The 12,077-nt window shown below is 63.8% G+C and carries 10 protein-coding genes; 6 read left to right on the top strand and 4 right to left on the bottom strand.

Annotated features, from left to right (window positions below; genetic code table 11):
* Positions 1–14: 14 nt before the first annotated feature.
* The 6 genes from ABZ728_RS08065 (at position 15) to ABZ728_RS08040 (ending at position 9,359) form a co-directional block, all read left to right on the top strand.
* Positions 15–326: an NADH-quinone oxidoreductase subunit K gene (locus ABZ728_RS08065; protein WP_366655576.1), complete on the top strand. Its 312-nt coding sequence runs from the start codon at positions 15–17 to the stop codon at positions 324–326.
* Between the two features lies 1 nt (position 327).
* Positions 328–1,839, top strand: a complete 1,512-nt coding sequence (locus tag ABZ728_RS08060) for a proton-conducting transporter membrane subunit (protein WP_366655575.1) — start codon at positions 328–330, stop codon at positions 1,837–1,839.
* On the top strand, positions 1,839–3,362 hold the full coding sequence (locus ABZ728_RS08055; protein WP_366655574.1) for a proton-conducting transporter membrane subunit: 1,524 nt from the start codon (positions 1,839–1,841) through the stop codon (positions 3,360–3,362). The genes ABZ728_RS08060 and ABZ728_RS08055 overlap by 1 nt, the downstream gene beginning before the upstream one ends.
* Positions 3,359–5,128 carry a proton-conducting transporter membrane subunit gene (locus ABZ728_RS08050; RefSeq protein ID WP_366655573.1) on the top strand — a complete coding sequence of 590 codons (1,770 nt, stop codon included), beginning with the start codon at positions 3,359–3,361 and terminating at the stop codon, positions 5,126–5,128. Before ABZ728_RS08055 ends, ABZ728_RS08050 begins: the two co-directional genes overlap by 4 nt.
* 351 nt (positions 5,129–5,479) lie before the next feature.
* On the top strand, positions 5,480–6,460 hold the full coding sequence (locus ABZ728_RS08045) for a TAXI family TRAP transporter solute-binding subunit (protein WP_366655572.1): 981 nt from the start codon (positions 5,480–5,482) through the stop codon (positions 6,458–6,460).
* Positions 6,461–6,557: 97 nt separating this feature from the next.
* A complete protein-coding gene (locus tag ABZ728_RS08040; protein WP_366655571.1) occupies positions 6,558–9,359 on the top strand; it encodes a TRAP transporter permease in 2,802 nt (933 codons plus the stop codon).
* A gap of 69 nt (positions 9,360–9,428) precedes the next feature.
* On the opposite strand, the gene ABZ728_RS08035 is transcribed toward ABZ728_RS08040, so the two are convergent.
* From ABZ728_RS08035 to ABZ728_RS08020, 4 genes are all read right to left on the bottom strand, one after another.
* Positions 9,429–9,758 carry a hypothetical protein gene (locus tag ABZ728_RS08035; protein ID WP_366655570.1) on the bottom strand — a complete coding sequence of 110 codons (330 nt, stop codon included), beginning with the start codon at positions 9,756–9,758 and terminating at the stop codon, positions 9,429–9,431.
* 32 nt (positions 9,759–9,790) lie between these two features.
* Positions 9,791–10,273 carry an NUDIX domain-containing protein gene (locus tag ABZ728_RS08030; RefSeq protein WP_366655569.1) on the bottom strand — a complete coding sequence of 161 codons (483 nt, stop codon included), beginning with the start codon at positions 10,271–10,273 and terminating at the stop codon, positions 9,791–9,793.
* Positions 10,274–10,278: 5 nt separating this feature from the next.
* On the bottom strand, positions 10,279–10,773 hold the full coding sequence (gpt, locus tag ABZ728_RS08025; protein WP_366655730.1) for a xanthine phosphoribosyltransferase: 495 nt from the start codon (positions 10,771–10,773) through the stop codon (positions 10,279–10,281).
* A gap of 168 nt (positions 10,774–10,941) precedes the next feature.
* Positions 10,942–12,057, bottom strand: a complete 1,116-nt coding sequence (locus ABZ728_RS08020) for a hypothetical protein (protein WP_366655568.1) — start codon at positions 12,055–12,057, stop codon at positions 10,942–10,944.
* Between the last annotated feature and the right edge of the window lie 20 nt (positions 12,058–12,077).

The following is a 12,077-nucleotide window of genomic DNA, read 5'->3' as shown; positions in this document are numbered from 1 at the left end:
TAGTGGAAACAACCATGTCGTTGACGGTCGCGTTATATTTCCTGAGTGGCACGGCGCTGTTCGTTATCGGGCTGCACGGATTGTTCGCCCGGCGTCATCTGGTGCGCCGGGTCCTGGGGCTGAACATTGCCGGCAGCGGTGTGTTCATGACCTTTTGCGCCGTCGCCGTTCGTGGCGGCGGCGTGCCCGACCCGATACCGCAGGCCATGGTGATTACGGGACTGGTCGTGGCGGTTGCCGCGACGGCGCTGGCATTGGCGATCGTCATTCGGCTGTACCGGGAAACCGGCCGGTTGACCCTGGACGAGCCGGGGGACCGGCGCTGACATGCAGCCGACGGATCTGATTTTCACCGCCGTCATCCTCGGTCCGATCGGGTTTGCGGCCTCGGCCGCCCTGGCGCCGGGACGCCATGTGTCGCGGCTGGCGGCGACTGCGCTCGTCTTCGTGGCTGCCGCGGCCATCGTGTTGACCGCCGTCGTGGCCGTCGGCGGTACGATCGGGGCGACGGTGGGCGGCTGGCCGACGCCTCTGGGCATAGCGTTGCTGGCCGACCGGGCGGCGGCCATCATGGTGCTGATGGCGGCATGTGTCCTCGCTGCCGCGGGCGTCCATATCCTGATTGAAGACGGCTGGTATGCGCGGTCGCCGGCGGTCTGGGCCACGATCCTCTTCCTGTGGGCCGGCCTCAACACGCTGTTCCTGACCTCCGACCTGTTCACCGCCTATGTCACGCTGGAGGTCACGGGTCTGGCCGGCGTGGCACTGATCGCCCTTTCCGGGACCGCCAGGGCGCTGACCGCTCAGATACGGTATCTGCTGGTGGCGACCGGCGCGTCGCTGATCTATCTGATGGGAGTGGCTCTGATCTACGCGGTGACCGGGCGCCTGGACGGGCATGGGCTCGTCCCGGAGATGCTGATTCCGGTTTCACTGTCGGTCGATGGCGCCGGTATTGTCCTGGCCGGCGTCACGCTGATGACCGTCGGGCTGCTGATCAAGATGGCCGCGTGGCCGCTGCATGGGTGGCTGCCACCGGCTCATACCGGTGCGGTCGCGCCGGTCAGCGCCATCTTGTCGGCGCTGCTGGTCAAGGCCGCGGCGCTGTTCCTGTTGCGGCTGTGGACGGGCCCGTTTGCCGGCATCGTGCCACCGGCCGCGCCCGTGCTGCTCGGTCTGCTCGGCACCGGCGCGATTGTCTGGGGCTCGATCCAGGCGCTTCGGCAGTCGCGGCTGAAGCCGATCATTGCTTATTCGACGGTTGCCCAGATGGGCTATCTTCTGGTCGCAATCCCGATCATCGCCGCCGGAATGCCCGAAGCCGCCGCTGAGGCATGGTCCGGCGCCGTCATTCATGCGCTGTCCCATGGACTGGCAAAAGCCGCCCTGTTCCTGGCTGCCGGGTCCATCGTCGTCGCGGCCGGCAGCGACCATCTGCGTGTGCTCATTGGATCGACCCGGACCATGCCAGTGGCGATGATGGCGATCGCCGTTGCCGGCGTCTCGATCATGGGGTTGCCACCCAGTGCAGGCTTTCTGGGGAAGTGGCTGATGCTGCGGGCGGCGATGGCGAGCGATGCATATGTGTGGGTCGTGCCGATCGTCGGCGGCGGATTCCTGTCGGCGGCCTACATGTTCAAGATTTTCGCATACGCCTTCCGCCCCTTGCCCGATAGCCGGTTCCAGGCTGTCGCTGACAGGATTCTCGGGCGTCGCCGCCCGGCGCTGGAGGTTGTCGCCCTGCTCCTGGCGTTTTCGTCGATAGCCGTCGGCATTGCCGGGGGCGGCATCCTGCCCCTGACCATGGCCGAGCCCGGTTGGGCCGGAGAGGGTCGATAATGGCCGAGGCAATCCTGTCCCAGGCGCTGCCACTGGTACTGATCGCCTGTTCGCTGTTGCCGGCGGTGGCGGTGTTCCTGCTGAGCGACGCCCATAGCCGGGCGCGGTCCATATGGACCATGGCTGGCGCGACGGCCAAGCTCATCGTCCTGGCCATTGCCATGATCGGCGTTCAGCAGGGTCGGCTGTTCGCCGTGGAACTCCCGATCGGTCCCGGCATGGCGCTGTCGTTCCGGATCGATGCCCTGGCATTGCTGTTCGTCAGCCTCTCGGCCGTGCTGTGGTTCGTGACCACGATCTATGCGCTGGCCTATCTGGCCGGGACGCCCGATCAACGGCGGTTTTTCGGCTTTTTCAATCTGTGCGTGGCGTCGACCTCCGGTATCGCCCTTGCCGGGACGCCGCTGACCTTTTTCGTGTTCTACGAGTTGCTGACCCTGTCGACCTATCCCCTGGTCGTTCATGGCGGAGATCGGGCGGCACTCGCTGCGGGACGGCGCTATCTGCGCTATACCATGGCCGGCAGTGCTGCATTCCTGATCGGCGCGGTCTGGCTGGAATCCATGGCGGGCGAACTCAGCTTCGGCCAGGCGGGACAACTGGCCGCCCATGTGCTGGACGACCGCGCGGCACTGACCGCGTGCTTCGTGCTGCTGGTCGGCGGCCTGGCCGTGAAGGCGGCGATGATGCCGTTCCACGGCTGGCTGCCGAACGCGATGGTCGCGCCAGCGCCGGTCAGCGCGCTCCTGCACGCCGTCGCCGTCGTCAAGGCGGGCGCGTTCGGCATTCTGCGCGTCGTCCTCGATCTTTATGGTATCGAACTGACCACCGCGCTCGGCGTCGCACTGCCGCTGGCCATCGCCGCATCGGTCACGATCCTGGGTGCCAGCATGATCGCGCTGGCCCAGCGCGGCCTCAAGCGGCGGCTGGCCTACTCGACCGTCAGCCAGGTGTCGTACATCGTGCTTGGCGTGGCAATGCTGGGGCCGGTTGCCCTTGCCGGCGGGTTGGTGCATCTCGTCCACCAGGGCCTGATGAAGATCACCCTGTTCTTCTGCGCCGGGACACTTCAGAAGACACTGGGCATCCACGAAATCGATGAAATGGCCGGTGTCGGCTGGCGCATGCCGGCGACCATGCTGGCCTTTTCCGCCGGGGCGCTCGGCATGGTAGGAACGCCGCCCCTGGCCGGGTTCGTGAGCAAGTGGTATCTGGGCATCGGCGCGATCGAGAGCGGCCAGTACTGGGTCGTCGCCGTCCTCGCGGCCAGTTCATTGCTCAATGCCGCTTACTTTTTGCCGATCCTTTATGCCGTCTGGTTTCGCCCGCCGGTGCACCCCTGGCCGGACCGCGATCCGGGATTGGCCTGGCGCGGAGCCGTCTGGGAGGCAAAGCCGGCCCTTGTCATTCCCGCCGTGTTTACGGCCGCCGCTGCTGTCGGTGCCGGTCTGTTCGCGGCCTTTGCCGCCAGCCCGCTGCAATGGGCGATCCTGATCGTCGAGCGGGAGTACACATTGCTATGATGTCGCTCTCGACCATATTGCTGGTGCTGACGCCGGTTTTGCCGGCGGTCATGGCAGTGGCCGCACTGGTGCCCGCGTTCGAGCGCATAATTCTGCGCACGGGATGGATCGCGCCCCTGCCGGCATTGGCCGCAATCGCCTTTGTCCCGGACGGGAGGAGCGTTGTCCTGCACGATTTTCTGTTCGGCGCCGGATTCGTCATGACGCCGACCGGCCGGGCGGTGCTGGGCTTCACCGCGTTTCTCTGGCTTCTGGCGGCAATGAACGCCGGCGCCTATCTGTCGCCGTCCTCGCCCCGCCGGCGATTCGCCGGGCTGTTTCTTCTGGTAATGGCCGGCAATTTCGGTCTGCTGATCGCGCGGGATTTCCCCAGCTTTTATCTCTTCTTCGCGATGATGTCGCTGGCGTCTTATGTTCTCGTGGTGCACGACCAATCGGACAAGGCGCTCCATGCCGGGTCGGTGTACATCGTGCTGGCGGTGATCGGCGAAACCGCATTGCTTGTCGGTATGATGCTGGCGGCCGTAACGTCGGGTGGCATCTCCATCGCCGACGCACGGCTGGCATTGAACCCGCCGGGCCCGAATGCCGTCGCAATCGTCCTGTTTGCGTTGGCTTTCGCCATCAAGATGGGGTTGTTCCCGTTGCATGTCTGGCTGCCGCTGGCTCACCCGGCGGCACCGGCGCCCGCTTCCGCGGTTCTTTCCGGTACCATGATCAAGGCCGGTCTGTTCGGCATGATCACCTTCCTGCCGATCGGGCTCGATCCGTGGTCGGCCGGGGGTACGGTTCTGATCGTCATCGGTCTCTTTACGGCGTTCTATGGCGTGATATGCGGCGTCGCGCAGGACGATGCCAAGGCGGTGCTGGCCTATTCCAGCCTCAGCCAGATGGGGATACTGGCTGCGGCTCTGGGGGTGGGCTGGACCGCGCCCGCTGTCTGGCCCGCGCTTCTGGTCGCGGTTACGGTTTATATGCTGCATCACGGGCTGACGAAAGGCGGGTTGTTTCTTCTTGTCGGCGCCCGGCAGAAAGGTGCAATGACCGCCGGAAGCCGCGTCGCCTTTATTCTGCTGGCAAGCGTTGGGGCGCTGGCTCTGGCCGGTCTGCCCCTGTCGAGCGGGGCGGTCGCAAAACTCACCCTGAAAAGCGCCATCGAAGGGGCGTCTACGGAAGCGGCCGATCGGATCGTCACCCTGCTGTCGTTGTCAGCGGTCGCCACGACACTGCTGGTGCTGCGGTTCCTTTATATATTCGCACCCTGGCGGCCGACTGCCAACGACGGCAGTGCCGCCGGCCCCGCGCGCCGGATCCTGACAGGTACCGCTGCGGCGTCGATACTGTCCGGGCAGGTGGCGATCTGGTGGATCGCGCCGGCATCGAAGATCGCGGATACGTTTTCTGCCTATGGGCTGTGGGAGAACGGCTGGCCGCTCGCCGTCGGACTTGGCGTGGCGGCGGCTTCCATGCTCGCGGTCCGGGGTCGGCAAGCCTGGCGTGTGCCCCAGGGTGACCTGCTGGCGCTCTCGTCACCGCCTGCGGTGGCTTTGGCGGCGTCCTCCGTTCGCCTTGCCCGGAAAGTGTCGGAGTATTCAGGTTCCGCGGTCCGCTGTGTCAGGTCCAGTGTCCAGTCGGTCTGGGACGACAGTGTCCGCCGCCGGTCAGGGATCGAGGATGCCGTCAACCGGGCGGTCGGCCAGCGGGCCGTGACCGCCATATCGATCATTGCCGTCGCGGCCGCGCTTTTCGCGGTACTCCGCGGGTGATCCGGGACTCAAAGTAATAGTATTGCGGACATCGCCGGTTCCGGGACAGGCCAGGGTTGCGCGCGTGGGCCTGGATCGCTAAGACTGTAGCAAGCCTCAATTGCTCAAACGGCAGGCATAGTGACATATTATGTGGGGAGGGTCGACATCCTTTGGTTGCGCAACAGGAAAATTGACTCTCCCGATTTGAGCGGCAATGATGAGCGCCGAGCTGCCCGCGCGGACGGATCGGGTTGGGCGGCTGACGTTCCGTCCCGTCGAAAACAACCGCTCGCCAGCGTCCGCGAACATTGCGGGCGCGAGATGGCGGGCGACACTGCAATTCAACCACACAATCGGAGGACATGAACCATGAAAAAAGTGGTTACGACATCTGCGATCGCGCTGGCCGCGACAGGTATGGTTGCGCTGGGATCGGTTGGCCAGGCCAACGCGCAACAGCAATTCGTCACCATCGGCACTGGCGGTGTGACCGGCGTCTACTACCCGGCCGGTGGCGCGATCTGCCGTCTGGTCAACCAGGGTCGCGACGAACACGGCCTGCGCTGCTCGGCCGAGAGCACAGCCGGTTCGATCTTCAACCTGAACGCCATCGCCCAGGGCGAGCTGGACATGGGCGTCGTCCAGTCCGATTGGCAGTACCATGCCTATCACGGCACCGACCAATTCGAAGAAGCGGGCGCCAACGAAGATCTGCGTGCCGTCTTTTCGCTCCATCCCGAACCGTTCACCGTCGTCGCGCGTGCCGATAGCGGGATCGAACATTTCGAGGATCTGCCGGGCAAGCGCGTGAATGTCGGCAATCCGGGGTCCGGTCAGCGCGGCGTTGTGGAAATGCTGTTCGAGCTTTACGGCTGGACGTTCGACGATCTCGAACTGGCCTCGGAACTGCCATCCCGCGAACAGGCACAGGCGCTGTGCGACAACCGCGTCGATGCGATCCTGTTCACGGTCGGCCATCCCAGCGCCTCGATCCAGGAAGCCACCACGACCTGTGATACGAACGTGATCCCCGTGACCGGCGACATCATCACGGACCTGATCGAGGAAGAGCCGTTCTATTTCGAGGCGACGATCCCGGGCGGCATGTATGACGGTACCGACGAAGACGTGACGACGTTCGGTGTTGGCGCGACGTTCGTTTCGTCGGCCGACGTTCCGGCCGACAGCATCTATGCCGTCGTTTCCGCCGTCTTCGAGAACCTGGAGCAGTTCAAGCAGCTTCACCCGGCGTTCTCGATCCTCGAAGCCGAATCGATGGCGACGGCCGGACTTTCCGCGCCGATCCACGAAGGGGCCATGCGCTACTACGAAGAAGCAGGCCTCCGGTAAGGCGGGCTGAACAAGCGGGGGTGGTCGTCGGCCGAGGCCGGGCCACCCCTATTTTTTGCAATGCCCAGTTCGGGCGTGATCACGAGGCTATGCGTCGATGGCCAGACAGTCTTCCACCTCGCCGGACAACCGTGCCGCCGGTGACGAAGTTGTTCCGGATGCCGAAAGTCTTGTCGCCAAGGCCGATACCGGGGCCAGACAGCCTGCCGGAATCGCCGCCAGGGTCATTTTCGTCGTCGCTTTCCTCTGGTCGGCTTTTCAGCTGTGGTACGCATCGCCGCTGCCTTTCGTGTTTGGCGTCTTCATCGTCAATGACGCCGAAGCGCGCGCCCTGCATCTCGCGTTCGCGCTCTTCCTGGCCTTCACGGCCTTTCCTGCCGCCGTCGACTCCACCAGCGGCCGCAAACCAGTTCTGGCCGGGATTTATGGCATCGCGGCAGTCTTCATGGCGGTCACCGCCGCACAACAGCTTGCCGCCGGCGAGGCGGTCGGATGGGCATTCCTGGCCGGCAGTGCGACCGTTCTGATCGCGGCCTGGCCATTGATCGTTCCGTCATCGACGACCGAAATCCCGCTGGGCGACTGGCTGATGGCGATCGTGGCGGCGCTGCTGACGCTCTATCTGTATGTATTCTACGATGCGTTGTCGCAGCGCATGGGCGCCCCCATTCTGCTGGATATCGTGACGGGCGTCTGCGGCCTGCTGCTTCTGCTCGAAGCCACACGCCGTGCGCTCGGCCCGCCCCTGATGGTCATCGGGATCATCTTCCTCGCCTATTCCTATCTAGGGCGGTACATGCCCGACATGATCGCCCATAGCGGTCATTCGGTAGAGCGGATCCTGACCCATCAGTGGATCGGTCAGGAGGGCATTTTCGGCATCGCCCTGGGGGTTTCCACGCAGTTCGTGTTCCTGTTCGTCCTGTTCGGGTCTCTGCTGGAACGGGCTGGCGCCGGCAACTATTTCATCAAGGTCGCATTTTCGCTGCTGGGGCATCTTCGTGGCGGACCAGCCAAGGCGGCCGTGCTCGCATCCGGCATGACCGGCGTTATTTCCGGGTCCTCCATCGCGAATGTCGTGACCACCGGTACTTTCACGATTCCGTTGATGAAACGGGTCGGCATGCCCGCACACAAGGCTGGTGCCGTCGAGGTCGCGGCGTCGGTCAATGGCCAGATCATGCCGCCGGTCATGGGCGCGGCAGCGTTCCTCATGGTCGAGTTCGTCGGCATTCCCTATATCGACGTGATCAAGCACGCCTTCCTGCCGGCGGTGATTTCGTATATCGCGTTGCTCTATATCGTCCATCTCGAAGCATTGAAGATGGATTTGCGCGCCATCCCGAAGCCGACTGTTCGCCCCTTTTACATGAGCCTGATTTCCCTCGGCATCACCGTGTCGAGCATCGTCATCCTGTCGGGTATCGTTTACTGGGGGATCGGCTGGATCCGCGACGTCATGGGGCCTGTTTCGTCCTATGTCATCGCCATCGCCGTCGTTGCGGTCTATGTCGGCCTGCTTTGGTATGCCGCCCGGTATGAAGAACTGGAACTGGACGATCCCGAAGCCGAGATCGTCTCGCTGCCGGAATCCGGGCCGACGATCAAGACCGGGCTGCATTTTCTGCTTCCCGTCGTCGTGCTGATCTGGTGCCTGATGGTCGAACGGCTGTCGCCGGGTCTGTCGGCTTTCTACGCCGTGGTGACGATGATGGGAATCATGGTCACACAGCGGCCCATCCTCGCCTTTTTCCGGCAGAACAAGTCGATCGTGCCCGAAATTGCGGTCGGGATCCGCGAGCTGATCGAAGGCATGGTGGTCGGCGCCCGCAATATGATCAGCATTGGCATCGCGACGGCGGCGGCCGGCATCGTCGTCGGGACGGTCACATTGACGGGCATCGGGCTCGTCATGACGGAGCTGGTCGAATTCCTGTCCGGCGGCAACATCATCATCATGCTCGTGCTGACGGCGCTGATCAGCCTCGTACTGGGGCTCGGCCTGCCGACGACAGCGAACTATATCGTCGTCGCCAGTCTCATGGCGCCGGTCGTGGTCGATATCGGCGCGCTGAACGGTCTGATCATGCCGTTGATCGCGGTCCATCTTTTCGTGTTCTATTTCGGTATCATGGCGGATGTGACGCCGCCTGTGGGGCTGGCATCGTTCGCAGCGTCGGCGGTCGCACGGGCCGACCCGTTGAAAACCGGTATAACGGCGTTCTTCTACAGCCTGCGGACGGTTGCTCTGCCGTTCATCTTCATTTTCAATCCGCAGCTGCTGCTGATCGGGTTGACGACGACATGGGAACTGGTCCTGACCATCGTATCGGCGACCACGGCAATGCTGGTATTTGCGGCGGCTACGCAGAATTACTTCTATATCCGAAGCAAGTGGTACGAGTCCGTCGCGCTGCTGCTGGTCGCGTTCACACTTTTCCAGCCGGGCTACTGGATGAACATGCTGTATGACCAGTATGATGAACTGCCGGCGACCGAACTTGTGGAACGCGTCGAACAGAAGCCGGCCGGCAGCCACATTCGCATGGTCGTTGGTGGCCTGGATTTCAATGGTGACGACGTTACCCGCACGGTGATGCTGCCGGTCGGGGAGCCGGGGTCGGGCGAAGATCGGCTGCAAGGCGCAGGCATGAGCCTCATGACGATGGGCGACGAGGTCAACATCATGAATGTCCGCTATGGCAGCCAGGCCGAGCGGTACGGGGTCGAAATCGGGTGGGATGTGCTGGCCGTTCTTGAGCCGGCAGAGGACCGCCCTGCCAATCAGTGGATGTTCATTCCGGCGCTGGCGCTGCTGCTCGCGGTCTTCCTGATGCAGTGGTACCGCGCACAACGGCAGTCCGGCCGATCCAGGCAGCCGGCAGCGGCAGGCAGATAGGGCGGGCGCTGAAGTTGGCGCGCCCGGTTTTTCGGGGCGCGCCGCTTCTTGCGTGCCGGGGTCGGTGGCTTATCCCCGGGCCGCACCACCGACGTCGAGGATCAGCGAATGGACGCGTGACTGGTCGTCCCGGCGCGTGCCGCCGGTTACGGTGTCGAGCGTCTCGGTCAAATTGGGGTAGAACGGGTCTTCCTTGATCCCCGCAAATGCGTCCCGCCAGGCATCCTCGTCATAGAAGACCTGGAATTCCGTGATCCGTTCCGGAGCCTCCGGATCGGCCAGCAGCAGGAAACGGACCAGCCCATAGCGCCGATAGAGTGAGGCCAGGTGCTGTTGGACCATTGTAAAGGTTTCGCCCTGATCCAGGTCTATCGAATAGGTAAGCTGGCGGACATACATTTGGACACCGTTGTTCGTTTCTGGGTGTTGTCTCAGGGAATGTCGTCTCGAGATCGCCCTGCTTCCTGCCAGACAGCAGTGGCCCGACGGACGACGGTAACCGCCTTGTCCCAATCGAGCCAGTCTGCAGCGTCGGAAACCGGGACCCACGCCACGGCGTCGGCATCGTCTCCAGCGACGGCCGCTCCGCCTTCCCAGGCGGCGAGCACCTCGATCAGGGTATAGTGGAATGCCAGTTGGCCGCCCGCGTCACGGGTGATGCTGTCGATGACGGTTATGATTTCGATCGGCCGGATTGTCGTGCCCGTTTCCTCGGCGGCTTCACGCCGGGCGGTTTCGAATACCGTTTCACCGGCTTCCTGACGACCACCCGGCAGGCTCCATTCGCCCAGACGGGGTGCCCGGCCGCGCTTGGCGAGGAGAACCGCCGGTCCCCCCGGCGTGTCGCGCATGATGACGATGCCGACACCTACTCGCGGCCATTGCGGGACCGGTGCGGTGCCGGCGGACGTCATCGGCCTCACGGTGTCGGTTTGAGCCGGGATTCGGCGATCGGCACCGAATATTGTGGCTCGATGTCCCAGGGGAAAAAGATCCAGGTGTCCTGGCTGACCTCCGTCACGAAGGTGTCGACCAAGGGTCGGCCCTCCGGTTTGGCGTAAATCGTCGCCAGATGGGCGCGCGGCAGCATGTCACGGGCGAGGCGGGCGGTTTTGCCGGTATCCACGAGGTCGTCGATAATCAGCCAGCCTTCACCATCGCCTTCGAGCGGCTTCAGGATGCGGGCCTCGCCCTGGTTCTGATGGTCGTATGAGGCGACGCACATCGTATCGACGAGGCGGATATCGAGTTCCCGGGCGACGATGGCAGCAGGAACCAACCCGCCGCGCGCGATGGCGACGATGCCCTTCCACTCTCCAATATCGGCTAACCGCCAGGAGAGCGCCTTCGCGTGGCGGTGAAGTTCTTCCCATGAAACCGGGAAATTTTTGGAGAATGGGGCGGTTTCCGACATGAATTGGCACCCTTCAGGCTTTGGACGCGGAGTTACCCGCTTATAGCCGAGCGGCGGTGCCTGGGCAATCACGGCCTTGAGCGCCATGGACGACCGGCCGTGCCATGGACGGCGACGAGACCGTTTCATGACGGGTCTCTGCGCGCCTCGACTCAGAAGGCTGGATGGCTATCTGACGAACAGATGGACTTCGGGGCCGGAAACATCCCCGGATGCGCGTGACGCGATCTGCACCCGACTCGCTTCGAGTCCGAGGCGCATCAGAGTCTGGCGGACGTCGGCGGCATGCCGCCGTGCACGGTTGGCGATTCGCGCCGTCCCCGGCCGATCGTCCGGGGGAGAAACGGCAACAACTTCGAACCGGGACGCCGGCCGTCGTTCCATCGCCTCGCGTACGACCTGGTGCACGGCTTGCTCGTACGCCACATCGGCGTCGTCGAACCGGATGACGGCAAGCGGGCGGTCCGATGACGCGGAGGCGGCCTGACCTTCACCAGCACTGGCGCCACCACCACCGGCAAATGCCGATGAATAGGCCGGGTTGGCCAGGCTCATTCCATAGAACTCGCCATTGCTGATTGCGACCTGCAGCGTCTGGAGATTCGAGCGTTCGGTGTTGAGATATCGGGTCTGGCGGTTAAGGTCGTCGGTAACCGCGTTCAGCAGCCGGTCGATCAGAACGACGGTGCGGTTGACCTCGTCCTCAAGCAGGGAAAGGTTGGAGTGATCGCGCTCGATCGCGCCGGGCAGATCGTAGGTCGACCTGACTGTCTGCAACAGGAACGCTGCCGTCCCGTTGTCCGAGGCGATTCGGCTGGTCAGCCCGTTCATGGCGCTGACGTCGCGGGCAAGATCGTCGAGTGACCTTTGCGCCACCTGCCATTCGGAGATCAGTTCCGGGTTGCCGCGCGTCGTGCCGACCTGAAGTCGGGACTGAATCATCGACACCGAGCCGTGATACGTCCGTGCATTACCGACACTGCTGCTTCGGATCGACTGCAACTCGCGGTTGGCTTCGGCGACCGAGGCCTTGACCTGGCGCAGGTCGTCGTGGATCTCACCGACACGCCGGCCGATCTCCGTGCCCGTATTGGCATTGAGATTGACTTCCCGCGGTTCGAAATAGGAGTCGCCCAGCGGCAGCAGCATCGACGTTACGTAGTCGTCCCCGGATTGCCCGCCGCCGGAGGAGTCTGAGCGGGACGACACCCCATCGGTAGCGATGCACCCGCTGAGCAGAAAGATCGATGCGGCAAGTGCATAACGACGGTCGAGAAACCCCATCCAGCCCCCGCAAAATCGGT

It is taken from the genome of Fodinicurvata sp. EGI_FJ10296, from assembly GCF_040712075.1.
GTDB lineage: Bacteria > Pseudomonadota > Alphaproteobacteria > DSM-16000 > Inquilinaceae > JBFCVL01.
This window is presented reverse-complemented; position numbering and strand designations above follow the sequence as displayed.